The sequence below is a fragment of the Alsobacter sp. KACC 23698 genome, assembly GCF_045348435.1.
Classification (GTDB): domain Bacteria; phylum Pseudomonadota; class Alphaproteobacteria; order Rhizobiales; family Beijerinckiaceae; genus Alsobacter.
The window spans coordinates 4,909,279-4,933,938 of record NZ_CP157484.1 but is presented as its reverse complement, the minus strand read 5'-3'; the positions used below and the strand labels follow the sequence as shown (position 1 = coordinate 4,933,938).

The following is a 24,660-nucleotide window of genomic DNA, read 5'->3' as shown; positions in this document are numbered from 1 at the left end:
GCCTCAGGCGTCGGCGCAGCCGCGTGACAGGCGGCCAAGCTTGGTGAAGAGGGTGACGACCAGCAGCACCGCGACCAGGAAGATGATCGAGATGGCCGAAGCGAACGGCCAGTTCTGCAGGGTCGAGGCCTGCTGGTAGATGTACATGGGCATGAACAGCATCTGCCCGCCGCCGATCAACGACTGCGTGATGAAGGCCGTGATGGCCGCCGCATAGGTCAGCATGCAGCCGGCGATGACGCCGGGCAGCGACAGCGGCAGGATCACGCGAAAGAACGTGCGCCACGCGCCGGCGCCGAGCGCCGCGGAGGCGTCCGACAGGTTGGGGTCGATGCGGGCCAGCGCCGTCGTCAGCGGCAGCACCATGAGGGGCATCTGCACCTGCGCCAACGCGGTGACGACGCCCACATCCGTGTAGAGCAGGCGCAGCGGCGCATCGATGACGCCGAGCTGCAGCAGCGTGGCGTTGACGATGCCCTGCCGGCCGAGGATGACGATCCACGCGAAGGTGCGCACCACCACGCTGGTGAGCAGCGGCAACAGCACGATGAGCATGATGACGCCCCGCGCCGCGCTGCTGCGCGTGCGCACGTGCAGCCAAGCGATGGGAAAGCCGAAAACGAGGCAGAGCAGCGTCACCTTGACGCCGAGCCATAAGGTGGCGGCGAGAACGCCCAGGCTGAAGCGATCGCCCAGGAACGCGGCGTATTGGTGCAGGCCGTAAGCCGTTCCCTTGGGATCCGATTGCAGGCTGAGCGTCAGGAGCACCAGCAGCGGCGTCAGGAAGAAGACCACGAAGAACGCGCCGAGCGGCAAGGCCAGCCGAAGATCATAGGCCGCGATGTCGATGGGCTTGCGCGGGGGCTGCATGAGAGACGCCTTCGTGGCGAGGGACGGCGGGGCCGCCGCAGCGGCCCCCCGTGGTCAGATCTTGATGTCGCGGTTGAAGCGCTCGATCCAGGCGGAACGCTGCTTGTTGATGGCGGCCCAGTCCTGGAACACGAACTTCTTTTTCAGCTCGGCCATGTCTTTGGCCAGCACCTTGGCGATCTCGCCCTCCATCTTCACCTTCGTGTTGGTGGGCACGATCAGGTAGGGCGGGGCCATCAGGGTCGCTTGCACGTCGGGCGACAAGGCCGCCTCGATGAGCTTGAAGGCGAGCTCCTTGTTGGGCGAGTTCTTGACGATGTGGATCGTCGTCTTGAACGCGATGGCGCCCTCCTTGGGAGCCACGAACTCGACCGGCACGCCGCGCGCCTTCAGGATCTGGATGGCGTTGAAGTTGCCGGGCGAAATGTCGACCTGGCCCTGCTGGAACAGGGTCGCCAGCGCGCCCGGATTGGCGGCCACGGCGGCGAGGTTGGGCTTGAGCTTCTCCAGCGCGGCGAAGCCCGGATCGATGTTGGTCTCCGAACCGCCGTTCATCTTGGCGATCTCGACCAGCCACCCGGTGCCGAGCGTCGAGTTCAGGTTGGTGATCCCGACCCGGCTCTTGAACTCCGGACGCCAGAGATCGGCCCAGCTCGTGGGGGGCGTCTTCACGGTCTCCGGGTTGTAGGTGAGGCCGACGACCTGGAAGAACGGCGCCGGGCCCGCGGCCTCCTGCGCCTCGCCGATCAGGTCCTTGTAGAAGGCGCTCTTTTCGACCGGATAGGGCTCCACGAGATCCTGCCCGATGGCGACGAGCGCCGGCCCCGGATCATGCAGCATCACGTCGATTGGCGGGTTGCTGCGGGCGGCGTTGACCTTGGCGATCTGATCGACCGACAGCATGGGGTCGAGGACGATCGCGGCGTCGCCATTGGCCTTGCGGAAGGCGGGGACGAGCACGGCCTTGTGGGCCTCCTCCCAGCTGCCCGTGAAGGTCGCGAAGACCAGCGGGCGGGCCTGGGCGTAGCTGAGGCCTGGGAACGCCTTCATGGCGCCCAGCGTCAGCGCGGTCTGCAGCACGTGTCGTCTGGTGAACATCGTCAGGTCCTCTGGTCGTAATCGGGATCAGGCGGCTTGCGGGAAGATGCTGGCGAGGCCCGGCGCGGCCACGCGGACGCGGACCGCTGCGCCGGTGGGCAGGAGCGCGCCGCCCGCCAGGCGCGGCTCGGAGACCTTCACCGAAAGGCCGCCGGCCGTGCGCACGTCGTGGACGACATGCGAGCCGAGCGGCAGCGCCATCTCGACGACGCCGGAGAACCCGACTTCGCCATTCTCGATGCGAAGATGCTCGGGCCGGATGCAGGCCACGACCCGCTCGCCGGCGTCGCCTCGTCCCGCGCGGGCCACGATGTCGGCTCCGGCGTCGAGCCGCACATGGACGCCCTGGGCGTCCGCGCCGAGCACCACGCCTGGCAACAGGTTGGCGCTGCCCACGAAGGTGTTCACGAACAGCGTCTCGGGCGCGTCATAAACGGCGGTCGGAGAGGCGAACTGCTCCAGCCGGCCCTGGCTCAGCACGGCGACCCGGTCGGACATGGAGAGCGCTTCTTCCTGGTCGTGCGTGACCAGGACGGTGGTGATGCCGGAGAGCCGCTGCAGGCGCTTCACCTCGATCTGCATGTCGAGGCGCAAGTTCTTGTCGAGGGCCGCAAAGGGCTCGTCGAGCAGCAGGATCGAGGGCTTGATCGCCAGCGCGCGCGCCAGCGCCACGCGCTGCTGCTGGCCGCCAGACAGCTGCCGGGGCAGCCGGTCGCCCATCGGGCCGAGCTGGACCAGGTCGAGCATGCGCTGCGCCTCGGCGCGCTGCGTCGCCTTGTCGGCTCCGCGGGCGGCGAGGCCATAGGCAACGTTCTCGGCGATCGTCATGTGCGGGAAGAGAGCGTAGTTCTGGAAGACGATGCCGACCGCCCGCCGGCTGGGCGGCAGGTCGTCGATGATCTCCTCGCCGACGATCACCCGCCCTTCGGTCTGCGCCACGAAACCCGCGATGATGCGCAGCAGCGTGGTCTTGCCGCAGCCGGATGGTCCGAGCAGCGATACGAGTTCGCCGCCGCGAATGTCGAGATTGATGTCCCGGACGGCGAAGCTGTCGCCATAGCGGTGCGTGACGCCGTCGAGGACGAGCGAGCGACCGGCGGAGGGAGCAGGCGACGACATGACGGCGATCTCGGCATCCGATTTGCAGAAGCTGAGCAAATTGCATGCCGTTGGCGGAGCAGCCGGTGACCACAGAGGCTTTGATCGTGCTCCCACGCGCCGGAGCGGACCCGGCGCCTGTTCCAAAGGCGCCTGGCCGGGCGGCTCGTGCACAGTGAGCGATGACAGGGCAGGATTGACGCGCATGAGCGCCACGGCGCTGGCCGGCGCCTTGCGGGCGGGCCATGTGACGGCCCGCGAGGTCGCTGCCGCTCACCTGGAGGCGATCGCGCGGCTCGATGCGACGCTGAACGCGATGATCACGGTCGACGCCGGCGCGGCGAACCGCGCGGCGGACGCGCTCGACGCCCTGCCGGCCGAGGAGCGCGGGCCGCTGCATGGGGTTCCGGTCGTCATCAAGGACCTGACCGATACGCGGGGCTTGCGCACGACCTACGGGTCGGCGCTGTTCGCAGACCATGTTCCGGCGGAGGACGATCTGGTGGTCGCCCGTTTGCGGGCGGCGGGCGCCGTGATCCTGGGGAAGTCGAACACGCCGGAGTTCGGCTTCGGAGCGCTGTGTCAGAATGCGCTGTGCGGCCCGACGCGGAACCCCTACGACCCCGCGCTCACCTCCGGCGGCTCCTCGGGCGGCTCCGCCGTGGCCGTCGCGGCCGGCATGGCGCCGCTGGCGCATGGCACGGATTTCGGCGGCTCGTTGCGCACGCCGGCCGGCTTCTGCGGCGTCGTGTCGATCCGCCCCACGCCTGGGCGCATTCCGTCGCCCGCCCGCGGACTGGCCTGGGATACGCTGGCCACCCACGGCGTCATGGCGCGCAGCGTCGACGACTGCATGCTGATGCTGGCCGCCGTGGCGGGTCCCGACCGCCGCGATCCGACGTCGCTCAGGATCCCCGACGAGCCCGAAAGCGGATCGCCCCGGGTGAGCGCGACGGTGAATTTCGGCGTCGCGCCGGTGTCCCGGACAGTGCGCGCCCGGTTCGACCGGGCCCTCGGCGCCATGCAGCAGGCGCTGGAACGGCCCGTGCGCCTGGGGGCGCCGGACTGCCAAGGCGCAATCGCGTCCTTCAAGACTCTCCGGGCGGCGCATGTCCGGCACGCCTATGGCGGCCTGCGCGACCGCTTCGGCGAAGGTCTCAGCCCCACGGCGGCGTGGAACATCGCGGCCGGCGACGGGCTGACCGCGCAGGACTATCTGGCCGCCGAGGCGGCGCGCTCGGCGGTGTCCAGACGCTTCGCCGCGTTCTTCGAGGCGACGGACGTGCTCGTGGCGCCGGCCGCCTCGGTCATGCCGTGGCCCAACACGCAGGCGGACGTGCTCGAGATCGACGGGCAGGCGCTGGACAGCATCGTCGACTATCTGGCGGTGACGTTCCTGGTCTCCCTCGTCGGCTATCCCGTGTTGACCGTGCCGGCGCCGCGCGGCGACGGCGAAACGCCCTTCGGCGTGCAGCTCATCGGCCGCCCCGGCGCGGAACGCACTCTCGCCGCGCTGGGACGTCGCCTCGAGGCCGCCGGCTTCACCTATCGCCCGCCTTCTCCGGAGATCGCCTGATGCAACGCCTCGGCATGCTCACCCCGTCGTCCAACACCGTGCTGGAGCCCGTCAGCGCGGAGCTTCTGCGGGGATTGCCAGGCGTGAGCCTGCATTTCGCCCGCTTCCGCGTCACCGAAATTGCGCTCGACAGCGCGGCGCTGGGGCAGTTCGACCCCGAGCCCATGCTGGCGGCCGCCGAGTTGCTGTCGCACGCCAAGGTCGACTGCATCACCTGGAACGGCACGAGCGCGAGCTGGCTCGGGCTCGACACGGACCGGCGGCTCATCGACGCCATCGAGCGGCGCACGGGCGTGCGCGCCACCACCTGCGTGCTCACCATGGCGGATACGCTGCGCCGCCACGGCATGAGCCGGATCGCGCTCGTCACGCCCTACACCGACGACGTCCAGGCCCGCATCGCGGCGACGCTCGGGACGGAGGGGTTCCGCGTCGTGTCGGAGCGCCATCTCGGCATCCGCGACAATTTCAGCTTCGGGCTGGTGAGCCGCGAGGCGCTGGACGCCATGGTGGCGGACGTCGCCGCCGAGCGGCCGGACGCCATCGTGGTGCTGTGCACGAACCTGGCGGGCGCGGACCAGGTCCCCGCCTGGGAGGCGAGGCACGGGGTCCCGATGCTTGATTCCGTCGCGCTCAGCCTGGCCGGCGCGCTGGACGCATGCGGTGTGGACCGCGCGGCGCTCGCGCCGAAGGGATGGCTCTTTGGCAAGGGGTGAGGGGCTTCAGTCGAGCCGGCGGCGCAGGCCCACGTCCCGGGCGTGGGCCTTCAGCACCATCTCCCGGTAATAGGGCTCGAGCTCGCGCGCCGCCGCATCCGCCGCCGCGCGTTGCCCGGAAAAGGCCCGCGACGCGTCACGGATCTCCGCCAGGATCGCGGCCTCGTCAACGGTGGCGATGCGCCCGTCCCGGACGATCCAGCGTCCGTCCACCATGACGTCGCGCACGGAGGAGCCGCTCTCGGCGTAGACGAGCTGGCGCCCCAGGTCGTTGAGCGGGGTGAAGGCGGTCGTGCGCAGGTCGACCAGCACGACGTCGGCTTTGGCCCCGACCCGCAGCGCCCCAATGTCGCTCCAGCCCAGAGCCCGGGCGCCGCCCGAGAGCGTCACGTCGAGCGCCTCGGCGGCCGTCGGCCACGTGCGCCAATCCGGGTCGCTAAGCGTATGCACCATCCCGACGGCCTTGATGGCGTCCCACAGGTTGGCGCGGTCGTCGGCGATGATTTCGTCGGTGCCGATGCAGACGGCGCAGCCCGCGTCCCGCCACGCCCGGAACGGCGCGATTCCGCTGCCGAGCCGCAGATTGCACACTGGATTATGCGCGATGGTCGCTCCCGAGTCGGCGATGAGCCGCATGTCGGCGTCGTCGATCCAGATGCCGTGGATCACCACGCCGTGGCGGCCCAGCGCGCCCTCGTCGGCGGCGTAGCGGACCAGCGATCGGCCATACTTGTCCTCGCCCAGCACGCGCTGCAGCTTGGTCTCCAGGATGTGCATGTTGAAGGGCAGCTTCCGCCGCTCCGAGAGACTGGCCAGCGCGTGCAGATAGGGCCGGGTGACCCGCTGCGGCGCCGAGCAGGACAGCGCCGCTCCGATGCGGCCGTCGGCGGCGCCGTCCCAGGTTCCGATCAGGTGGGCGTAGAGCTCCAGCAGCTCCTCGTCGCTCTGGCGCGGCGCGGCGTCCATGCGCCGCTTGATGGCGTCGGGCAGGAGATCGGCCAGGAACGGGTATTTGGCGTATTCGACGACATTCGGCTGGTCGATGGCGACGCGGGCCCGCATTCCAATGTCGCGATAGGCTTCGCAGATCGCGTCGACTCCCTCCGGCGTCGCGATGGGCACGTGGAAGGCGTCGTCCATGACGGCGGTGACGCCCGTCTTCACCATCTCGATGGCGCCCAGCAGGGTGCGCAGATAGGCGAGGCGCTTCTGGTCGGCCGCCGCGGCCAAGGGCGGCACCTCGTAGAGCATGAACACTTCAAGCGGCAGCCCCGGCACGGCGCCGCGCATCAGGTTGCCGGGCGAATGGAAGTGGGCGTTGATCAACCCCGGCATCGCCAGCATGCCGCGCGCGTCCGTCACCGTCGCGCCGGGCGGAGCGGGCAGGTCGGGGCCCATCGCCGCGATGCGGCCGTCCAGGATGAGGAGGTCCGCCGCAGCGGAGGTCACGACGCCGGACTCCAGGCTGAACACCTCCGCGCTGCGGATCAGCTCGACCTGGCTCGGAGCGCCATCGCCCGGAATCATGATCGCCTCTCGAACGCGGCCGTCAGAGCGGGCGAGAGCCCCCTGACCGGGATCGGCGCATGCTCCCCCGGCGCGGAGCCTTCGGCTGCTCGCCTTTCGGCTGACGCCACCCCGCAGGCGATCCCATCGAGGAGGCGCAATGGCGTCAGCGGCTGGAGCCGGGCGGCGGTCCCGGCGAGCGCCGCGCCGCAGATCACCACCGGAGCGCCGGGCGCCTGCGGCATGCCGGCCAGCTCGGCCAGGATCGCGTCATCGCGCCCCTGCCCGTCCAGATAGGCCGTCGGCGCGACATCGATGCAGTGGATCCGCGACACCCGGTCGTGCATGCCGTAGAGCCGCACAAGGTCTTCGTAGAGCGGCAGCGCCGTCGCGCCGAAAACGATCATCCGGAAGGTCGGCGCGAGGTCGCAGGCGGCCAGCATGGCGGCCTGCGTCATGCCGATCACCGGCGTCCGGAAGAGCTCGCGCGCCGCAGCGAGCCCGCAGTCGAACGAGATCGCCAGGATGGCGGCGTCGTAGCCGCCGGAGCGCTCGGCCAGGAGGTCGAGCACGGCGTGGGCCGCCACGACGGCGCCGGCGTGCGTGGTGACGATCTGCGCGCCGAAGCGCGCCGTCGCGCCCTCGACGACCGTGGCGGCGCCGCACACCCGCCGGGCCTCGGCGCAGACGGCGTCCGTCACCGCCTGCGTCATGTTGCCGTTGACCAGCAGCAGCCGCAGCATGCCTAACCCATGGCCCGTGTCGGCAGCCACATGGCGATGCCAGGCCACAGCCAGATCAGCAGCACCAGCAGCAGCATCATGAACAGGAACGGCAGCACGCCGACGATGACGTCGGTGATCGAGCCTGACTTGCGGATACCCTGCACCACATAGAGGTTCATGCCGACCGGCGGCGTGATCAGCGCCAGCTCGGCCATGATGACGAGAAAGATGCCGAACCACACCGGGTCGATCTTTAGCGCCACGATCAGCGGGAACACGATCGGGATGGTGCCCACCACCATGGCCAGGGCGTCCAGGAAGCAGCCCAGGATGAGGTAGAACACCAGCAGGATCAGGATCATCTGCCCGGGCGAGGCGTGCAGGCCGCCGACGAAGGCGGTGAGCAGCGTCGGCACGCCCATGATGCCGATGACGAAATTCAGGTAGAACGCTGCTGCGGCGATCAGCATGATCATGGCCGTGATCGAGAGCGTCGACAGAAAGCTCTCGTGCAGCATGCGGATGTTCAGCCGCCCATAGCCAGCGCACAGCGCCAGCGACACGACGATGCCGAGCGCCGCCGATTCGGTGGGCGTCGCCCAGCCGGCGTAGATCGAGCCCATGACGAAGCCGAACACCACGAGGGGCGGCGCCAGATCCACAAGGCGGCGCAACTTGTCGGCCAGCGGCGCGGACGGCTCGGGCGGTCCGGCCAGAGCGGGCTTGATCCGGCACGCGACCACGATGACGCCCATGAACAGCGCCGTGAGCAGGAGGCCCGGCAGGACGCCGGCCGCGTAGAGGCGGCCGACCGACGTGTTCGTCATCGCCCCATAGATGATCATGTTGATCGACGGCGGGATCAGGATGCCCAGCGTGGCGCCGGCGGCGATCGAGCCCAGCACCATGCGCTGGTCGTAGCCGCGCTTGTCGAAGGCCGGGAGCGCGACGGTGCCGATGGTGGCGGCGGTCGCGACCGAAGAGCCTGACACGGCGGCGAAGAGCGCCGACACGCCGATATTGCTGTGCAGCAGCCCACCGGGAAGCGGCGCCAGCCAATCGGACAGCGAGCGATACATGCGGTCGGTGAAGCCGCCGCGCACCAGCAACTCGCCCAGCAGCACGAAGAGCGGCACGGCGACCAGCACGAAATTGTTCGTCGAGCTCCAGTTCTGGGTCCCGTACTCCATGACGATCGGCGAGCCGAGATAGAGCGCCGCACCCGCGACGCTGAGCGCGAACATCACGAAGGCGACGTGCAGCCCCAGTCCCATCAGGACGATCAGCAGCAGAAAGCCGACCCCGGCGGCCCAGAGATCAGCCATGGCGGGCGCCCTCCGTCTGCCGGGCTTCCAGGGAGGCGAGTTCGCCTTCCAGTTCGTCGTCCACGGTCAGCGGGCCGTAGAAGGCGTTCAACTCCGGCCGTCCTGTCGCCAGCAGCCAGACGGCGTGCAGCGCATAGGCGGCGGCGATCGCGCCAAACAGGGCCAGGCCGATCACCCAGCCGAGCTGCGGAATCCATAGCGGCTGCTGGAGATTCGGAGAGACGGACCCGAACTCCATCGTCTCCTGCAGCACGGCCACGCCGCGGACCGCCGCGAACAGCGCGAAGACGGCCATGGAGACCATCGCGACCGTGTTCAACAGCCGCTGCGTCGGCTTCGACATGCGCACCAGGAACACGTCGACACGCGTATGGCCGCGCATCGCCATCGTGTAGGAGGCGCCCACCGCCGCCGAGACCGCCAGCACGAAGCCGCCGACCTCGTCGATGCCCTTGAACGAGGTGTTGAAGAGCTTGCGGCCCACGATCTCGATCGAGAGCGCCACCGAATAGGCCAGGATCGTGTAGCCGAACACGATGGCCACGACGCGGGCGACCGGCTCGACGATGCGGCTGATGGGATTGACGGGAGCCATGCGCGCGTCCTGTGCTGGGTTGCGGACGACCTCAGTCGATCTTCAGGCCGCGCGCGGCGCCGACGGTCTTGTTCCAGGTGGCCGAACATTGCGGGTCCACCTTGTTGCAGGCGTCCCGCCACAGGGGCAGGGCGCTCGCCGCCGAGGCCGCCGCGATCTTGGCCACGTCGTCTGCCGAGGGCGTCACGAGCGTCATCTTGAAGGGCTGCCCGCTCTTGCACGGACCGCCGGTGTTGCAGCTCTGGCTGTCCTCCGTGCCGCTGACGGCGTAGTCCCACATCTGCTTCTCGAGCGTCTTGAAAGCCGCCTCGATCTTGGCCTGCTCGGCCGGGCTGAACTTGTTCCAGTAGGCCAGGTTGATGAAGTGGCCCTGCACCGAGCCGGACACGGCCAGCGGGATGTAGTGGGTCGTGACCTCAGGCCATTTACCCGTGTTGCCGGAGTTGGGCGAGGTGACGCCGCAATCGACCACGCCGCTGCCGAGCGAGGTATAGACCTCGCTGAACGAGAGCGTGACCGGCGTCGCGCCGAGCTTCTGCAGCAGCGCCGACATGGTGGGCGTGAAGCTGCGGACCTTCAGGCCGTTGAAGTCGGCGACCGACGCGACGGGCTTGCGGCAGTAGAACACCTGCGGACCGAACGGCCAGAGCGTCAGCACCTTGGCGTTGAACTTCTTCTGCAGGCGCTCGTCGAACACCCCGCGATAGGCGTCGATGGCTTTCTGCAGGTCCGGGAAGTTGGTCGACACGCCGGCCAGGTCGATGCCTTCGAAGAAGGGATCGTCGCGGGAAGCCTGCCCGATCTGCACGGACATGACGTCGAAAGCGCCCGAGCGCAGCAGGCGCAGGGCGTCGTCCGCCTTCACGTTCACGACGTCCATCGGGTTGAAGTTCATGGTGATCGGCAGGCCCGTCTCCTTCGCCAGCCCGGCGAAGAAGGGGCGCTCGATGCCTTCCGAATGCGTGACGCTGGACGAGAAGTTGCCGGCGACGCGCATCGTCGTCGGAGACTGCGCCTGCGCTGCGACGACGCCGGCCAGCATGGACGCGGCCAGGACCGCCGGGCGAATGAAAGAGGACATCGACATGGAAAGCTCCTGCTGCGCGCATGGCGGACATGCCAAGCTCAGGCATGCTTCGTGCCAGATGACCGACGCCGGGCAGGGACGCCGACCCGAAGGCTCCGACGGATGATGTCCAATGCGAGATCCGATTGTGCACAATCCATGCTGAATTTGTGCGCATGGCGCCTCGCGATCGTGCTTCCCTATGCGGCGCCGCGCGGCTTCCGACGGGCGCCTGGCGCTTGCGCGTCCACTCTCTGGCGATAGGTTCTGCCCATGGCGCTTCTCACCCTCTCCACGTCGCCCGGTCCGGCCGCGAATGACGACGGGTCGTCCGACGGGCCCGAAGATCGGATCTTCCGACGGATCTACGACTCGATTTCAGCGCAGCAGCTGCAGCCCGGAACGCGGCTGCGCGAAGACGAGCTGGGAGGGATCTTCGGCGTGAGCCGGGCCAGGGTGAGACGCGTGCTGCTGCGCTTGGCGCATGAGGGCGTCGTCACGATCGAGCCCAACCGCGGCGCCTCCGTTCGCACGCCCACCGTCAAGGAAGCGCGCGAGCTGTTCGCGGCCCGGCGCGCCATCGAGGCGGCGCTGGTCCGAGCCGTCGCGGAACGCTTCGACAAGGCTCTGAAAACGCGGCTTCTCGCCCATGTGAAGCGCGAGAAGGACGCGGAAAAGCGGCGTGCGCGCAGCGAGATGGTGGAGCTCTCGGGCGCGTTCCACATGATCCTGGCCGAAGCGGCGGACAATGGCGTCCTGCTGAAATATCTGCGGGAGCTCATCACCCGCGAATCTCTGGTGATCCTGGCCTACGAGATGCCGGGTCGGCCGAGTTGCTCGCATCATGAGCACGAGGACATCGTGGCGGCGCTCACGGCGGGAGACGCCGACAGGGCCGTCGCCCTGATGCTGGAGCATCTGGAGAACGTCGAGGCTCGCCTCGATCTCAGGCGCGAAGCCCCGCCGACGCCGAGCCTCGCGGCGATCCTGGGCGGCGCCGACGCAAGCTGATCATCGCAGGTCGTAGCCCGCGATGGCGACGTCGGCGATGTCGCGCGCCCGGGTCAGCCAGATGCGCTCGCGGTGGGCTGCGATATGGGCGAGGGCGCGGCGCAGATGCCGCAGCCGATGCGCCTGCCCGGTCACGTGCGGGTGCAGGGAGATCGGGCACACCAGCGCATTCCCCACTGCTTGCGCCATCATCTCGTCGAACTGGTCGATGATGAGGTCGGCGAAGGCGTCCGCGCCCATGCGCCGGACCACGATGGCGTTGGCGTCGTTCGCCTCCTGTGGGTAGGGCAGCGCCAGAAGCGGTCCGGCGCGCGTCGCCAGCGGGATCGGCCGGTCGTCGCAGCACCAGTCGAGCACGTAGCGGTAGCCGACCTCCTTGAGCAGGTCCGGCGTCTCCTCGCTTTCCGAGATCCAGGGGCCCAGCCAGCCGGCCGGGCGCGCGCCCTCGTGGCCGGCGATGACGCTCGTCGCCTCGGCGATCAGGGCCGCCTCGCCGTCCGAGGAGAGATCACCCTGGCGCTCGGCGTTGGTGCGCCCATGCGCGGCGATCTCGCAGCCTGCGGCGCGGAACGCCTCCACGAGCCCGGGCGCGCCCTGATAGGTGGCCGCGTTGACCAGCACCGTGAGCGGCAGGTCCAACGACTGGAAGAGCTCCAGGATCCGCCACGCTCCGACCCGGTTGCCCCATTCCAGCCAGGAATAGTTCAGCACGTCCGGGGCCGGGCTCGTGGGAACGAGTTCGTCCAGCATGCCCTCGCCGAACGCGTAGTGCTCGAGGTTGAGCGCGACATACACGGCCAGCCCGTCGCCCTGCGGCCAGCGGAACGGCGGCGCCTGGGTGACGGGCGAATAGGGGTAGCGGCCGTGGTGGCGGAGCGTCTTCACGCGGGGTTCTCCTCTGCGGGGCGAGCGGAACGTGGGTTCGGCGGCCCTTTGCAGGATCAGGGCCAGCCGATTGGCACGCGCCTTGCCAAGAGGTTCGCTGGCGGATCCCCCGATCCGCGTGACCGCAGGCTCTCCGCCTGCAGGTCTCCGGGAGCCTCGGATGACTCTGACGGCCGCTTCCTCGAACGCTCCGCCAGCCGCTCCCGCGGCGCGCCGGCGCTTCGACATGCGCCTCGTTCCGGCGTTTGGGCTGCTGGCGCCGGCCGTGGCGTTCTTCGCCGTCTTCTTCGTCGCGCCGGTCGGCATGATGATCGGCTTCAGCTTCTTCAGGCAGCTGCCCAATGGCGGCGTCACCACCGACGTCACCTTCGCCAACTATGCGCGCCTCGCCGAGGTCGAGCTTTACCGGACGGTGCTGTGGACCACCTTGCGGGTGAGCGCGCTGACGACGCTGTTTTGCATGCTGGCCGCCTACCCGGTGGCGCTCGTGATGGTGCGCGGCCGGGCGTGGTGGGGCCATGTCCTCACGGTCGCGGTCATTGCGCCGCTGCTGGTGAATGTGGTGATCCGCACCTATGGGTGGCGGGTCATCCTGGCCAACAGCAACTCCGGCGTCCTCAACTGGGCGCTGAAGAGCGTCGGCCTGACGAACGAACCGGTCCGCCTGCTCTTCACCGAGTGGGCGATCGTGATCGGCTCGGTGCACGTGTTCTTCCCCCTCATGGTTCTGCCGATCGCCTCGGCGCTGGGAAAGATCGATCCCTCGGTCGAAGAGGCTGCGCGCACGCTGGGCGGCTCCTCCTTCGCGGTGTTCAGGCGGGTGACCCTGCCGTTGAGCATCCCCGGTCTCGCCGTCGGCTCCACGCTGGTGTTTTCGCTCACGGCGAGCTCCTTCGTCGCGCCGGCGCTGCTGGGCGGCAACTTCGCCAAGATGCTCGGCACGCTGGTCGAGGAGCAGATCATGTCCGTGTTCGACTGGCCCTTCGGCGCGGCCATCGCGACCGTGCTGGTCGCCATCGTGCTGGCGATCAACTTCACCTATCTGCGGCTGGTCGGCCGGCGCTTCCCGGATCGCGCCCTGGGGGCGGGCGCATGAGCGCCGATGCGCGCCAGGGCGCGCCCGGGATCCTGCTCTACGGGCTGTCGGCGCTGGCCGTGGTCTTCCTGGCGGCACCTCTCATCGTGCCGATCGCGATCTCGTTCTCCGACACGCCCTTCGTCACGTTCCCGCCACGCGGCTTCACGCTGAAGTGGTACGCCAAGATCCTGAATGAGCCGGAATTCACCGGCTCCTTCCAGTTCAGCCTGCTCCTGGCCACGGCCGCGGCGGCGGGCTCGATCGTGCTGGGCACGCTCGCGGCCTTCGCGCTGCAGCGTTATCGCTTCCCGGGCCGCACCCTGGTGCAGAGCCTCATCTTGTCGCCGCTGGTCTTTCCCATGCTGGTGACCGGCATCGCGCTGCTGCGGTTCTTCACCACCATCGGCTCCCACAACGCGCTGGTGAACCTCGTCATCGGCCACATGCTCGTCACGATGCCCTATGTGGTGCGCACCGTGACGGCCAGCCTCGCGCTGATCGATCCCAATATCGAGGACGCGGCCCGCACCCTGGGCGGCGGGCCCCTGCGGGTGTTCTGGCGCATCACCCGGCCCCGGATCATGCCGGGCATCGTGGCGGGAGGGCTGTTCGCCTTCGTGACGTCCTTCGACAACTACCCCATCTCGATGTGGCTCGCGGACGCCGAGCACATCCCCCTGCCGCTGACGATCTTCACGCTGACCGCGCGCTTCTTCGACCCCAGCATCGCCGCCATCGCGGCCCTGATGATCGCATTCTCCATGCTGATCGTGCTGGCGATCGAGAAAGCGACCGGGCTGCGCAAGGCCATGAGCGTGTGACGCGACAGGCGATGTCCCGGCTCCCGGGACGCGCCGCCAACCTGGAGGTACGCGATGTCTGATCAGGATACCGGCAAGCAGGGCGTAGGGCGCCGCAGTCTCCTCCTCGGCGGCGCGGCGGCGCTCGCCGCCCCCATGATCTTCCGGCCCAACGCCTGGGCGCAGGGCAAGCAGATCCAGGTCGGCATCTGGGGCGGCCCGCAGGGCGAGTTCATTCGCAAGAACGTGCTGCCGGCCTTCGAGAAGGACTTCGGCTGCAAAGTGCTGGCCGAGGAAGGCACCACGCTCGGCCAGATCTCGCGCCTGCGCGCCACCAAGGACGCGCCGAAATATACGGTGATGTTCGTGGACGACCTCGGAGTCGAGATCGCCAAGCGCGAAGGGCTCATCGACCCGCTGCCCAGGGACAAGATGCCGAACATCGCCAAGGTGTTCCCGCGCTTCATCTACGAGGACGGGTACGGCGTCGCGCTGGCGGTCTCGACCGCGGGCCTGTTCTTCAACCCCACCGCCACCAAGCCGCTGACGAGCTACGCCGACCTGTGGGACCCGCGCTTCAAGAAGCGCGTCTCCCTCGTGAGCACCAAGAATACGCCCAGCGTCTTCGTGGTCATCGCCACCGCGGCGCTCGTCACCGGCAGGCCCTACCAGGAAGCGCAGTATCTGGCCGACGCCGCCTGGCCGAAACTGCAGGAGCTGAAGCCCAACATCCTCAACCTGTACGAGAGCAACAACGCGGCCGTGTTTGTGGCCCAGGGCGAAGGCGACGTGGGCGGCATCGAATACTCGAAATACGTCTCACCCTACACGCTGCAGGGCGCCAACATCGACATGTGCTACCCCAAGGAGGGCGCCTTCGCGGGCGTGAACTGCCAGGTGATGGTGAAGGGCGGCCCGAACCAGGACCTCGGCGCCGAGTTCATGAACCGCATGCTGTCGCCCGCCGTGCAGCAGCCCCTGGCCGAGTTCGCGATCGCGGCCCCGCCGATCGAGGGCCTCACCTTCAAGCCCGAGATCGCCAAGCTGCTCGCCTATCCGCTCAACAAGATGGACGACATGAAGCTGTTCAGCCCGGATTGGGCGCACGTCAACAAGGTGCGGGCGAGCTGGATCGAGAAGCTCAACGGGATCTTCGTCGCATGACCGAAGCGGCGCGCGACCACGACGTCGACGTCTACGGGGTGACGAAAAGCTACGGCGGCGCGCCCGCCGTGGACGACGTCAGCTTCGTGGTGGGGCAGGGGCATCTTCTGTCCATGCTCGGCCCGTCCGGCTGCGGCAAGACCACGATGCTGCGCATGATCGCCGGCCTGATCGTGCCGGACGCGGGCGGCATCACGGTCAAGGGCCGCAGCATCACCAACGTTCCGGTCCACAAGCGCAATATCGGGCTGCTGTTCCAGAACTACGCTCTTTTCCCGCATATGACGGTGGCGGCCAATGTGGCGTTCGGACTTGAAATGCGCGGCGTCGCCGCGTCCGACATCCGGGGCAAGGTCGAGCGCGCGCTCGACCTCGTCCAGCTGAGCGGTTTCGCCGGGCGCATGCCGCACCAGTTGTCCGGGGGCCAGCAGCAACGCGTCGCGCTGGCGCGCGCCATCGTGATCGAACCGGCCGTGCTGTTGCTCGACGAACCCTTGGGCGCGCTCGACAAGTCGTTGCGAGAAAGCATGCAGATCGAGCTGCGCGCGCTGCAACAACGGCTCGGCATCACCACCATCATGGTCACGCATGACCAGGAGGAGGCGCTGACGATGTCCGACCGCATCGCCGTGATGCGCGGGGGCAAGATCGAGCAGATCGGCGGCCCTTCCGAGATCTACGAGCGACCGGCGACACGCTTCGTGGCGAGCTTCATCGGCGCGTCCAACTTCTTCGACGGCGCGGCTGTTCCGATCTCGGGCGGCGCCATGGTCGACATCGGCGACGGATTGCGGTTGCAGACGGTCGGGCCCGAGGCGCGCGGGCGAGTCACCGTCGCGGTGCGGCCCGAGGCCGTGCAGGTCATGCCCGCGGCGGGCCATGCTCCCGCCCCGAACCAGGTGGCGGCCACGGTCGACCAGATCGTCTATCGCGGCGTCTCCACCCAACTGCATCTTCGCCTGCCGAGTGGCCGGCCGCTCCTCGCGTTCCGCCAGAACGCCGGCGAGGGCGTCGCCCTGGCGATCCAGCCCGGCGACGCCGTCCTGGCCAGCTGGGACGCCGAGCGCAACCGCATCGTCAGGGACGACGCATGAACATTGGCGACAATCCGTTCCGCCGGCAGACGATTTCGCTCGGCACGATCACGCCGTCGGCCAACATCGTGGTGGAGCGCATCACGACCGCGATCCTGGCCGATTTCCCGCAAGTGTCGGGTCACTACTCTCGCGTGTCCGTCGTCGGCTCCAAGGACAGCTACTCGGGCGATTACGACTGGCGGGGGATGCTGGACGCCGCGGTCCTGCTCGGCCACGCCCGGCCGGACGTCATCCTGTGGAACGGCAGCAAAGGCGGCAGCATCGGGTTCGACGCCGACCGGGACCTGTGCGCCCGGATCAAGGCCCTGACGGGCCGCCAGGCGACGACCTCCACGCTGGGCGTCGAGGGCTTCTTCAAGCGCGACGGGGTCAAGCGCTTCGGCCTGGTCACGCCCTACGCCAAGGCCTACCAGGACAAGATCGTCGAGGTCTATGGCCGGGAGGGTTACGCCTGCGCGGCGGAAGCTCACGCCGGGCGCACCGACAATTTTTCCTATTGCGAGATCCCGGATTCTGAAATCGCCGCCATGGTGGCCCATGTCGCGTCGGCCAAACCCGACTCGATCATCACCTATTGCACCAATTTCCCGGCCGCCCCGCTCGTCGCGGACCTCGAACAACGATACGGCGTCCCGATCTACGATTCAGTCTCGATCGGCGTCCGCGAAGCGCTCGTCCTGGCCGGCGTCGATCCCTCCCCCGGCCGCCGCTGGGGCAGCGCGTTCACACGGTGAGCCAGGACGGTCCGCACTTATTCCGGCGGGCCGAGCTCGGGCGCCGTGACGAGCGGCGAGGAGGCGAGATCGCCGGGCGTCAGGGCGCGCGCGATGATCCGCGCAGTGTGAGCCGCCTGGCTCTCCGGCACGCAACTGGCCGCCACCCGGACGAAGTCGAGCGGCGCCAGTGAGAAATTCCGACCCGGGGCCACGGCGATTCCCTCGCTCGAGAGCAGCGAGGCCGCATCGTGTCCCTGGGCGACCGGGACCAGGAACGAGAGGCCATGTCCGGGCTCGACGTCGACGCCGAGACTCCGGAATTCGGCGGCGAGCCTCTCGCGCCGGGCCTGGTACACGCTCCGGGCGTGAGCGACGCGGACGGCGGTCGCCGGGTCGTCGAGCAGCCAGGCCGTCGCGGCCTGCAGGATGCGGCTCGTCCATCCCGCGCTGAAGCCGCGAAAGGTCTGGATCTGTTCGGCGATGACCGCGGATGACGACATGACCGCCAGGCGCAGGTCGGGACCGAGCGCCTTGGAGTAGGACAGGACATGGATGACGCGGTCAGGCATCCTGCCTCCGAGCGAGATCCGCGGCGCGTTCGTGACATCGCCGACGCCGTCGTTCTCGACCACCAGCGTGTCGCTGCGCTGGAGCAGGCGGCCGAGTTCATCCAGGCGGCGCGCCGAGAGCAGGTTTCCGGTGACGGCGTGCACGCGCGGCTGGAAAATGAACATCGCGGGGCGCCGCGCGAGCGCCTCGGCCAGGGCGTCGGACCGCGGCCCCAGGCCGTCGCAGGCCACGGGCACGATCGGGACGTTCATGTCCTCCAGGATGTCGAGGATGCGCAGGCCCGTCGGGTCTTCGACCGCGACAGGGGCTCCGGGCGGAACGAGGGCGTGAAGCAGCGTGTAGATGGTGCTGTAGCCCCCGTCCGTCGCCAGAAACGCCGCGGCGTCATAGGGCCATGACGCCCGCACGGCGCGTTCCAGGACAGGCAGGATGCGGACCCGGGCGTAGCTGTTCAAGCCTTCGGCCTGGGCGCCGAAGGCCAGCGCCTCCGCCAGATCCGGCAGAAGCGCGGGATCCGGGACGGCGCGGGCGAGGTCGACGAGGCCCGGCCGCGGCGTGAGGCCGCCGCTCATCAGCCGCTCAGGACGAGGCGTGAAACTGTCGCTGATGACCCAGGAGCCGTTTCGCCCCCGGCCGCTGATGATCTTGTGCCGCCGCAGATCCGCCCAGGCCTGCGAGACGGTCGCCGGACTGACGCGCAGCTCGTAGGCCAGGTCGCGAACCGTGGGCAGCTTGGCGCCGACCGGCAGTGCGCCGGTCCGCACGAGGGCCGCCGTCTCCTGCGCGATGCCGCGCCGCGTGGGGTTGCCCAGACGGCTCACGAACCAGCGTGCATCGAACGTCTTTTCCATCGCCGCCCGCCTGCCGAAATGAATGTTCAGTAACACAATAACTTTTGCGCGCCCATCGATGCGTCGGTAGGTTCGGCCGAACTAGATGACGAGGGTTCAGTCGTGACCGTCACCTTGCGGATCGCCACGCGCGATTGGGACTACCTGACGCCGCTCCTGCTGCGAGACGTCGTGTCGGACCGGCTCGAACTGCAGATCACCCGGGTGGCGACGCTGCTGGCGAGCTTCTCGACCACCGAGGAATTCGACGCGGCCGAACTGTCGTTCAGCCGCCATGCGTCGGCCATGACGCAGGGCGAGGCGAACTATGTCGGCCTCCCCTGCTTCATCATGCGCGGCTTTCGCCATCGCTGCGTCATCACCCGCGAGGCGAGCCCGCTCGAGCGCCTGTCCCAGCTCAAGGGCAAGCGGATCGGCGTGACGGGTTGGCGCGACAGCGGCAACACCTGGACGCGCGCGGCCCTGCGGCGCGAAGGCGTCGGGGTGGAAGATGCGTTCTGGATCGCCGGGCGCCTCACCGCGCAGCACCCGATCGTCGACCGGCTCGACGGCTTCGGTCGCCCCGGCTTGATCGAGACCGATCCGGCGGAACGCCCGATGATGGAGATGCTGGCGAAAGGCGATCTCGACGCCGTCTTCACGCCGTTCATGCCCGACGGCTTCTTCGCTCGCGGATCGGGTTTCCGGCCGTTGCTCCGCGATTTCCGGGGCGCCGAGTGCGCCTATTACGATGATGTCGGCTACGTGCCGGCGCATCATCTGCTCGGCGTCAAGACGGCCATCCTGCGCGAGCATCCCTGGATCGCCGACGAGCTTTCAAGCCTCGTCGATGAAAGCCAGCGGGTCTGGACGGCGAAGCGGCGGAAATATGCCGAAACCTCGCCCTTCGTCCTCGAGGAGCTGCTCTTCGCCGGCCGCTCGCTGGCGCCCGACTGGAACGACAGCGGTCTGGAGCAGAATGCGCGCATGATCGCCGATTTCGGCGTTGAATTGCACCAGCAGGGCATCCTTCCGAAGCCCGTCGGAGTCGAGACGCTCTTTCCGGGCCTGAAAGCCTGAAGGCGGGGCCAAGTCAGAATCAGCCGCCCCGCCTCGTTCGCCAAAGGAGAACGCCGATGACCATGAAAGCACTCGTCGTGGCCGCGCTGGTCGCCTTGGCGGCCCCTGCGGCGCTCGCCCAGACCGCGCCGGCGCAGAAGGTCGACGAGGGACTGAGGGCGCGGTTGCCGGAAGAGATCCGCAAGGCCGGCAAGATGACCGCCGTCAACAACGGCTCCTTCCCGCCCTACGAGATCGTCACTGGGAGCGAACTCACAGGCGCGACGAAGGACATCTCCGACGCCATCGGGCAACTGCTCGGAATCACCATCGAGCACGCGTCCGTGGCCGGACTTCCTGCGCTGCTGAGCGGCGTAAATTCCGGTCGCTATCAACTCGCCATCGGGCCTGTCGGAGACTACCCCGACCGGCAGAAGTCCAACGACTTCGTCGACTGGGCGCGCGAATACGTCGTCTTCGCCGTCGACAAGGGCAACCCGAAGAAGATCGTTTCGCTCGAGACGACCTGCGGCTCCCGGATCTCCGTCATGGCGGGCGGGTCGGCCGAAAAGGTCGTCAAGGAATTCTCGGAAAAGTGCGCCGGGCTCGGCAAGCCCGCCGTCGAAGTGCAGTCCTACACCGACCAGCCCGCGTCCATCATGGCCGTCCGCTCCAAGCGCGCGGACGCGTTCTTTTCCTCGCAGGCTCCCCTGGCCTACTTCGTCAAGCAGGCGAACGGACAGCTGGAGCTCTCCGGGGTCGGGCTCGCCAACGGCTTCAAGGATATCTACCAGGGCGCCGTGGTGGCCAAGGGCTCGCCGCTGGCCGAGGTCCTGCGGGACGCCTTCAACATCCTGATCGCCAACGGCGCTTACGCGGCCGTGATGAACAAATGGGGCCTCGAGAACAACGTGGTGAAGCAGGCCGGGATCAACCAGGGCCAGTAAGCCGAACGCCGGGGAGCCCGCCATGTCGTCATCGACCGCACTCGCCTCGCCAGCCCGCATGCCGGCCGATGCTCTTCGGGACGTCCGCAGGGCGCATGCTCCCCTGCCCCTCGGGCGGGCGGCGGCGTGGGTCCTGGCGACGGCCATCCTGGGCGGATTTCTCTACATCTGCGCCATCAACCCGAATTTCGGCTGGCCGGTGGTCGCCCAGTATTTTCTGGACCCTACCGTCCTCAAGGGGCTGTCCGTGTCGCTAGGCCTCACCGCCGTCGCGATGACGCTGGGCGTCGGGTTCGGCTTGCTGATCGCGGTGGCCCGCATCTCGGGCGGCCGCCTGGCGTCCTCGCTCGCCGGGCTGTTCATCTGGTTCTTCCGTGGCGCTCCGCTGCTGGTGCAGTTGATCTTCTGGTACAATCTTTCGATCCTGTTTCCGAAGATCTCGATCGTCGTGCCTTTCGGGCCGACGCTGGCCTCGTGGGACACCAACAGCCTGATCACGCCGCTGACGGCGGCCATCATCGGGCTGTCGCTCAACGAAGCGGCCCTGATGGCCGAGATCATCCGCGGCGGCCTGTTGTCGGTCGACCGGGGCCAGACGGAGACCGCCCAGGCGTTCGGGATGACGCGCGTCCGCATTCTGCGGCGCATCGTCATTCCCCAGGCCATGAAGGCGATCGTCCCACCCACCGGCAACCAGCTCATCAGCATGATCAAGGCGACATCGCTGGTCAGCGTCATCGCCATGGCCGATCTGCTGTACTCGGTCCAGTCGATCTACAACCGCACTTTCGAAGTGATTCCCATGCTGCTGGTCGCGGTGTTCTGGTACCTCTTGGTGACGTCCATCCTGAACGTCATGCAGGGCTTCATCGAACGCCACTACAGTCGCGGGGATCGCGCCGTCACGACCGCCCGACGCGCGGCGTCATGACCATGCAGCCTGTCGTACGCGCCCGCGACGTCCACAAGGCCTTCGGATCGAACGAGGTTCTGAAGGGGATCGATCTCGATGTCGCGCCCGGCGAGGTCGTGGTCATCCTCGGCCCCTCAGGGTCTGGCAAATCCACGTTTCTTCGCTGCATCAACCACCTGGAGACCATCGACCAGGGGTCGATCGAGGTCGATGGCGAGCAGATCGGCTACCGCCTCGACGGCGAGCGGCTGACGCGTCTGCCGGAACGTCAGATCGCGGTTCAGCGCCGCAAGATCGGCATGGTGTTCCAGCAGTTCAATCTCTACGGCCACATGACGGCCCTGCAGAACGTGGTCGAGGCCCCCATCGGGGTGCACCACCAGGAGCCCGGCGAGGCCATGCGGTATGGGCGGGAGCTGCTGGCTCGCGTGGGGTTGTCCGACAAGGAAAACGCCTATCCGCGTCAGCTCTCCGGCGGTCAGCAGCAGCGGGTCGCGATCGCCCGGGCCCTCGCCATCCGGCCGACGCTGATGCTGTTCGACGAGCCGACGTCCGCGCTCGATCCCGAACTCGTGGGCGAGGTGCTGTCGACCATGCGCGAGCTCGCCGCGCAGGGCCTCACCATGATCGTCGTCACCCATGAGATCGGCTTCGCCCGCGAAGCGGCCGACCGCGTCGTGTTCATGGATGGCGGCGTCATCGTCGAGCAGGGTCCGCCCGGCGACATCCTCAGCGCCCCATCCCATCCGCGCACCCGCGCGTTCCTCAGCCGCTTCGTGCGAGACCATCGGACTTCGGAACTGTCATGACGCCTGGATCGAACCAGTACTCCACCGTTTCGGATCTCGCTCCCCGGGAGGCCGAACTCACGGACCTCCGCCGGCGCCTGCACGCCGACCCCGAGCTGTCCTTCGAGGAAGTGCGAACCTCCGCCTTCGTGGCGGAGAAGCTGGAAGGCTGGGGCTACGAGGTGACGCGGAACATCGGCGGCCATGGGGTGGTCGGCGTGCTGCGCCAGGGGGAGGGCGGACGCAGCGTCGCCATCCGGGCCGACATGGACGCCCTGCCGATCACCGAAGCCACAGGGCTGCCCTACGCCAGCAAGCATCCCGGCAAGATGCACGCCTGCGGCCACGATGGGCACACCACCGTCCTGCTGGGCGCGGCGGAGCACCTCGCCCGCACCCGTCGCTTCCGCGGGACCGTCGTCCTGGTGTTCCAGGCCGCGGAGGAGGCCGGCAGGAATTCGGGCGCTCAGGCGATGATCGCCGACGGGCTGTTCGAGCGTTTTCCCTGCGACGCGATCTTCGGCCTGCACAATCACCCGGGCGCGCCCGAGGGGACGATCCTGACCCGGTCCGGGCCGATGATGGCGGCGAGCGACACCGTCTTCCTGCGCATCCGGGGCAAGGGCGGCCACGCCTCTCGGCCGCACCTCACCGTCGATCCGGTCGTCGCGGCGGCCGCCACGGTGATGGCTTTGCAGACGGTCGTCGCCCGCAATGTCGATCCGAACGACGCCGCCGTGGTCACCGTCGGCACGATCCACGGGGGAACGGCCACCAACGTCATCCCGGAGGCGGCCGAGCTCGGGCTCAGCGTACGCTCGTTCACGCCGGGAACGCGGAGCCTCCTGGAGGCCCGCATCAGGGCGATCGCGGCCAACACCGTCGCGGCCCATGGCGCCACCGTCGACATCGCGTGGGAGCATGGCTATCCGGTCGTCGTGAACAGCGAGGCCGAGACGGCCTTCGCCACGGAGGTGGCGCGGGAGCTTGTCGGCGCCGACAACGTCCACCCGTGCCCCATGTTGCCCGGCAGCGAGGACTTCGCTTACTACCTGCAGCATAGGCCCGGCAGCTTCCTGCGCCTTGGCAACGGCGAACGGTCGCCGATTCTGCACAGCGCCGGCTACGATTTCGCCGATGGCAGCCTCGTCACCGGCGCCGCCTTGTGGGCGCGGCTCGCCGAGCGCTTCCTCGCGGAGGACCGGGCGCGAGCGTCCTGAGACTGAGTTGCGCGGATTGGCGTGCGCAGCGCGCTGGGCGTCAGAGGACCGCTTCGCCCTGAAACATCGGCGCGCATGAGCCGCCGACGCGGGCCCGCAGTCCGTCCTGGGTCCGGCGCGCCCACACCAGCAGCTGGCTGGGGCGGCCCATCTCCACGCCCTGCGTGATCGAGAAGGCGGCCGCATCGCCGCCGTCCAGCGACAGCAGGAGCGCGCCCAGCGTGGCGCTGGCGCTGCCGGTGGCCGGATCCTCCCAGGTCCCCGCAAGCGGGGCGAACATGCGAGCCCTGATGGAGGAGCCCTCCCGGACATAGAGGAACAGCGAAAGCCGGCCCGCGAGGCCCGGATGCCTGGCCGCAAGCGCCCGGAAAGCCGCCAGATCCGGGGTGGCCCTGGCCAGGGCGGCGGGCGCGACCTGCGCCAGGACGAAGGAAACGCCCACCGAGGCCTGCACGGGCCGGTGCGCGGCCGTGACGATTTCGGCGGCCTCCAGCCCGACGGAGAGAGCGATCTCCTCGCCGGTGAACTCCAGTCCGCGCGACAGAGGCTGGGGCGCGGCGATCACGGCGCCGGTCGCCTGGCCCGCGGCGTCGCGTTCGATGTCGATCTCCACCAGGCCCGCCCTCTGCTCGAAACGGAGTACGCCGCCCCGGTCGCGGCCCTGGCGCGCCAGGACCCAGGCGGTGCCCACATTGGGGTGGCCTGCGAACGGCATCTCGGCCGTGCGGTGGAAGATCCGGACGCGAGCATCGTGGGCCGGGTCGTCGGCGGGCAGCACGAAGGTGGTCTCGCTGTAGTTCATCTCAGCGGCCAGGGCCTGCATCTGCAGGTCCGTCATCCCGCGGGCGTCGGTGAACACGGCGAGCGGATTGCCGCCGAAGGGGCGGTCGGTGAAGACGTCGACGGTCTCATACGCAAAGCGCGGCATCGCAGGCTCCCCACGTCGAACCACAGTCGTGCCAGCGCCTTGGGCGCAGGTCCAACGCAGCCATGAGATGCGTCCCATC

Annotated in this window: 24 protein-coding genes; 13 read left to right on the top strand and 11 right to left on the bottom strand. The window is 68.7% G+C overall.

The genetic code is table 11. From position 1 onward, the window contains the following. Nucleotides 1-3 precede the first annotated feature (3 nt). From ABEG18_RS23650 to ABEG18_RS23640, 3 genes are read right to left on the bottom strand one after another with little or no spacing between them, the layout of a single operon-like run. Nucleotides 4-870, bottom strand: a complete 867-nt coding sequence (locus tag ABEG18_RS23650; RefSeq protein ID WP_406855488.1) for an ABC transporter permease — start codon at nucleotides 868-870, stop codon at nucleotides 4-6. A 54-nt stretch (nucleotides 871-924) separates the two neighbouring features. Further along, complete coding sequence (locus tag ABEG18_RS23645; protein ID WP_406855487.1) at nucleotides 925-1,968, bottom strand: ABC transporter substrate-binding protein; 1,044 nt, start codon at nucleotides 1,966-1,968, stop codon at nucleotides 925-927. Nucleotides 1,969-1,995: 27 nt separating this feature from the next. Continuing rightward, nucleotides 1,996-3,087 carry an ABC transporter ATP-binding protein gene (locus tag ABEG18_RS23640; protein ID WP_406855486.1) on the bottom strand — a complete coding sequence of 364 codons (1,092 nt, stop codon included), beginning with the start codon at nucleotides 3,085-3,087 and terminating at the stop codon, nucleotides 1,996-1,998. Between the two features lie 184 nt (nucleotides 3,088-3,271). Here ABEG18_RS23640 and ABEG18_RS23635 point away from each other — a divergent pair, with 184 nt between their 5' ends. Continuing rightward, complete coding sequence (locus ABEG18_RS23635) at nucleotides 3,272-4,642, top strand: amidase (protein ID WP_406855485.1); 1,371 nt, start codon at nucleotides 3,272-3,274, stop codon at nucleotides 4,640-4,642. Next, entirely contained in the window at nucleotides 4,642-5,358 is a 717-nt protein-coding gene (locus ABEG18_RS23630) for an aspartate/glutamate racemase family protein (protein WP_406855484.1), read from the top strand. Before ABEG18_RS23635 ends, ABEG18_RS23630 begins: the two co-directional genes overlap by 1 nt. 6 nt (nucleotides 5,359-5,364) lie before the next feature. On the opposite strand, the gene ABEG18_RS23625 is transcribed toward ABEG18_RS23630, so the two are convergent. From ABEG18_RS23625 to ABEG18_RS23605, 5 genes are read right to left on the bottom strand one after another with little or no spacing between them, the layout of a single operon-like run. Next, nucleotides 5,365-6,885, bottom strand: coding sequence for an amidohydrolase family protein (locus ABEG18_RS23625; protein WP_406855483.1), 1,521 nt, complete (start codon nucleotides 6,883-6,885; stop codon nucleotides 5,365-5,367). Continuing rightward, nucleotides 6,882-7,607, bottom strand: coding sequence for an aspartate/glutamate racemase family protein (locus ABEG18_RS23620; protein WP_406855482.1), 726 nt, complete (start codon nucleotides 7,605-7,607; stop codon nucleotides 6,882-6,884). The genes ABEG18_RS23625 and ABEG18_RS23620 overlap by 4 nt, the downstream gene beginning before the upstream one ends. Nucleotides 7,608-7,609: 2 nt before the next feature. Beyond that, complete coding sequence (locus ABEG18_RS23615; RefSeq protein WP_406855481.1) at nucleotides 7,610-8,914, bottom strand: TRAP transporter large permease; 1,305 nt, start codon at nucleotides 8,912-8,914, stop codon at nucleotides 7,610-7,612. After that, nucleotides 8,907-9,509, bottom strand: a complete 603-nt coding sequence (locus ABEG18_RS23610) for a TRAP transporter small permease (protein WP_406855480.1) — start codon at nucleotides 9,507-9,509, stop codon at nucleotides 8,907-8,909. The genes ABEG18_RS23615 and ABEG18_RS23610 overlap by 8 nt, the downstream gene beginning before the upstream one ends. A gap of 31 nt (nucleotides 9,510-9,540) precedes the next feature. Further along, entirely contained in the window at nucleotides 9,541-10,596 is a 1,056-nt protein-coding gene (locus ABEG18_RS23605; RefSeq protein WP_406855479.1) for a TRAP transporter substrate-binding protein, read from the bottom strand. Between the two features lie 252 nt (nucleotides 10,597-10,848). Here ABEG18_RS23605 and ABEG18_RS23600 point away from each other — a divergent pair, with 252 nt between their 5' ends. Beyond that, nucleotides 10,849-11,586, top strand: a complete 738-nt coding sequence (locus ABEG18_RS23600; protein WP_406855478.1) for a GntR family transcriptional regulator — start codon at nucleotides 10,849-10,851, stop codon at nucleotides 11,584-11,586. On the opposite strand, the gene ABEG18_RS23595 is transcribed toward ABEG18_RS23600, so the two are convergent. Next, the gene (locus tag ABEG18_RS23595) at nucleotides 11,587-12,471 is read right to left on the bottom strand and encodes a polysaccharide deacetylase family protein (RefSeq protein ID WP_406855477.1); all 885 of its coding nucleotides are present in this window, start codon (nucleotides 12,469-12,471) and stop codon (nucleotides 11,587-11,589) included. A gap of 160 nt (nucleotides 12,472-12,631) precedes the next feature. Between ABEG18_RS23595 and ABEG18_RS23590 the strand changes: the two genes are divergently transcribed. Genes ABEG18_RS23590 through ABEG18_RS23570 form a run of 5 tightly spaced genes read left to right on the top strand, consistent with a single transcriptional unit; the run spans nucleotide 12,632 to nucleotide 17,344 of the window. After that, on the top strand, nucleotides 12,632-13,567 hold the full coding sequence (locus ABEG18_RS23590; protein WP_406855476.1) for an ABC transporter permease: 936 nt from the start codon (nucleotides 12,632-12,634) through the stop codon (nucleotides 13,565-13,567). After that, nucleotides 13,564-14,370 (top strand): ABC transporter permease, encoded by an 807-nt coding sequence (locus ABEG18_RS23585; protein ID WP_406855475.1) that lies wholly within the window; start codon nucleotides 13,564-13,566, stop codon nucleotides 14,368-14,370. The genes ABEG18_RS23590 and ABEG18_RS23585 overlap by 4 nt, the downstream gene beginning before the upstream one ends. Before the next feature lie 54 nt (nucleotides 14,371-14,424). Further along, on the top strand, nucleotides 14,425-15,513 hold the full coding sequence (locus tag ABEG18_RS23580) for an extracellular solute-binding protein (RefSeq protein WP_406855474.1): 1,089 nt from the start codon (nucleotides 14,425-14,427) through the stop codon (nucleotides 15,511-15,513). Then, nucleotides 15,510-16,607 carry an ABC transporter ATP-binding protein gene (locus ABEG18_RS23575; protein ID WP_406855473.1) on the top strand — a complete coding sequence of 366 codons (1,098 nt, stop codon included), beginning with the start codon at nucleotides 15,510-15,512 and terminating at the stop codon, nucleotides 16,605-16,607. The genes ABEG18_RS23580 and ABEG18_RS23575 overlap by 4 nt, the downstream gene beginning before the upstream one ends. Continuing rightward, nucleotides 16,604-17,344: an Asp/Glu/hydantoin racemase gene (locus ABEG18_RS23570; protein ID WP_406855472.1), complete on the top strand. Its 741-nt coding sequence runs from the start codon at nucleotides 16,604-16,606 to the stop codon at nucleotides 17,342-17,344. Before ABEG18_RS23575 ends, ABEG18_RS23570 begins: the two co-directional genes overlap by 4 nt. 17 nt (nucleotides 17,345-17,361) lie before the next feature. Here the strand turns inward: ABEG18_RS23570 and ABEG18_RS23565 are convergent, their stop codons facing one another. After that, the gene (locus ABEG18_RS23565) at nucleotides 17,362-18,747 is read right to left on the bottom strand and encodes an aminotransferase class I/II-fold pyridoxal phosphate-dependent enzyme (protein ID WP_406855471.1); all 1,386 of its coding nucleotides are present in this window, start codon (nucleotides 18,745-18,747) and stop codon (nucleotides 17,362-17,364) included. A 102-nt stretch (nucleotides 18,748-18,849) separates the two neighbouring features. On the opposite strand from ABEG18_RS23565, the gene ABEG18_RS23560 reads away from it, so the two are divergent. From ABEG18_RS23560 to ABEG18_RS23540, 5 genes are read left to right on the top strand one after another with little or no spacing between them, the layout of a single operon-like run. After that, nucleotides 18,850-19,806, top strand: a complete 957-nt coding sequence (locus ABEG18_RS23560) for a nitrate ABC transporter substrate-binding protein (protein ID WP_406855470.1) — start codon at nucleotides 18,850-18,852, stop codon at nucleotides 19,804-19,806. A gap of 56 nt (nucleotides 19,807-19,862) precedes the next feature. Then, on the top strand, nucleotides 19,863-20,732 hold the full coding sequence (locus ABEG18_RS23555; RefSeq protein ID WP_406855469.1) for an ABC transporter substrate-binding protein: 870 nt from the start codon (nucleotides 19,863-19,865) through the stop codon (nucleotides 20,730-20,732). Between the two features lie 22 nt (nucleotides 20,733-20,754). After that, nucleotides 20,755-21,663 (top strand): amino acid ABC transporter permease, encoded by a 909-nt coding sequence (locus ABEG18_RS23550; RefSeq protein WP_406855468.1) that lies wholly within the window; start codon nucleotides 20,755-20,757, stop codon nucleotides 21,661-21,663. Next, nucleotides 21,660-22,454, top strand: a complete 795-nt coding sequence (locus tag ABEG18_RS23545; protein ID WP_406855467.1) for an amino acid ABC transporter ATP-binding protein — start codon at nucleotides 21,660-21,662, stop codon at nucleotides 22,452-22,454. The genes ABEG18_RS23550 and ABEG18_RS23545 overlap by 4 nt, the downstream gene beginning before the upstream one ends. After that, entirely contained in the window at nucleotides 22,451-23,653 is a 1,203-nt protein-coding gene (locus ABEG18_RS23540) for a M20 aminoacylase family protein (protein WP_406855466.1), read from the top strand. The genes ABEG18_RS23545 and ABEG18_RS23540 overlap by 4 nt, the downstream gene beginning before the upstream one ends. 40 nt (nucleotides 23,654-23,693) lie before the next feature. Here ABEG18_RS23540 and ABEG18_RS23535 read toward each other — a convergent pair whose 3' ends face one another. Then, complete coding sequence (locus tag ABEG18_RS23535; protein ID WP_406855465.1) at nucleotides 23,694-24,581, bottom strand: PhzF family phenazine biosynthesis protein; 888 nt, start codon at nucleotides 24,579-24,581, stop codon at nucleotides 23,694-23,696. Nucleotides 24,582-24,660: the final 79 nt, after the last annotated feature.

Coding starts and splice junctions, on each gene's coding strand:
- ABEG18_RS23650 (WP_406855488.1), bottom strand. CDS start 870: ATGCAGCCCCCGCGCAAGCCCATCGACATCGCGGCCTATGATCTTCGG.
- ABEG18_RS23645 (WP_406855487.1), bottom strand. CDS start 1,968: ATGTTCACCAGACGACACGTGCTGCAGACCGCGCTGACGCTGGGCGCC.
- ABEG18_RS23640 (WP_406855486.1), bottom strand. CDS start 3,087: ATGTCGTCGCCTGCTCCCTCCGCCGGTCGCTCGCTCGTCCTCGACGGC.
- ABEG18_RS23635 (WP_406855485.1), top strand. CDS start 3,272: ATGAGCGCCACGGCGCTGGCCGGCGCCTTGCGGGCGGGCCATGTGACG.
- ABEG18_RS23630 (WP_406855484.1), top strand. CDS start 4,642: ATGCAACGCCTCGGCATGCTCACCCCGTCGTCCAACACCGTGCTGGAG.
- ABEG18_RS23625 (WP_406855483.1), bottom strand. CDS start 6,885: ATGATTCCGGGCGATGGCGCTCCGAGCCAGGTCGAGCTGATCCGCAGC.
- ABEG18_RS23620 (WP_406855482.1), bottom strand. CDS start 7,607: ATGCTGCGGCTGCTGCTGGTCAACGGCAACATGACGCAGGCGGTGACG.
- ABEG18_RS23615 (WP_406855481.1), bottom strand. CDS start 8,914: ATGGCTGATCTCTGGGCCGCCGGGGTCGGCTTTCTGCTGCTGATCGTC.
- ABEG18_RS23610 (WP_406855480.1), bottom strand. CDS start 9,509: ATGGCTCCCGTCAATCCCATCAGCCGCATCGTCGAGCCGGTCGCCCGC.
- ABEG18_RS23605 (WP_406855479.1), bottom strand. CDS start 10,596: ATGTCGATGTCCTCTTTCATTCGCCCGGCGGTCCTGGCCGCGTCCATG.
- ABEG18_RS23600 (WP_406855478.1), top strand. CDS start 10,849: ATGGCGCTTCTCACCCTCTCCACGTCGCCCGGTCCGGCCGCGAATGAC.
- ABEG18_RS23590 (WP_406855476.1), top strand. CDS start 12,632: ATGACTCTGACGGCCGCTTCCTCGAACGCTCCGCCAGCCGCTCCCGCG.
- ABEG18_RS23585 (WP_406855475.1), top strand. CDS start 13,564: ATGAGCGCCGATGCGCGCCAGGGCGCGCCCGGGATCCTGCTCTACGGG.
- ABEG18_RS23580 (WP_406855474.1), top strand. CDS start 14,425: ATGTCTGATCAGGATACCGGCAAGCAGGGCGTAGGGCGCCGCAGTCTC.
- ABEG18_RS23575 (WP_406855473.1), top strand. CDS start 15,510: ATGACCGAAGCGGCGCGCGACCACGACGTCGACGTCTACGGGGTGACG.
- ABEG18_RS23570 (WP_406855472.1), top strand. CDS start 16,604: ATGAACATTGGCGACAATCCGTTCCGCCGGCAGACGATTTCGCTCGGC.
- ABEG18_RS23565 (WP_406855471.1), bottom strand. CDS start 18,747: ATGGAAAAGACGTTCGATGCACGCTGGTTCGTGAGCCGTCTGGGCAAC.
- ABEG18_RS23555 (WP_406855469.1), top strand. CDS start 19,863: ATGACCATGAAAGCACTCGTCGTGGCCGCGCTGGTCGCCTTGGCGGCC.
- ABEG18_RS23550 (WP_406855468.1), top strand. CDS start 20,755: ATGTCGTCATCGACCGCACTCGCCTCGCCAGCCCGCATGCCGGCCGAT.
- ABEG18_RS23545 (WP_406855467.1), top strand. CDS start 21,660: ATGACCATGCAGCCTGTCGTACGCGCCCGCGACGTCCACAAGGCCTTC.
- ABEG18_RS23540 (WP_406855466.1), top strand. CDS start 22,451: ATGACGCCTGGATCGAACCAGTACTCCACCGTTTCGGATCTCGCTCCC.
- ABEG18_RS23535 (WP_406855465.1), bottom strand. CDS start 24,581: ATGCCGCGCTTTGCGTATGAGACCGTCGACGTCTTCACCGACCGCCCC.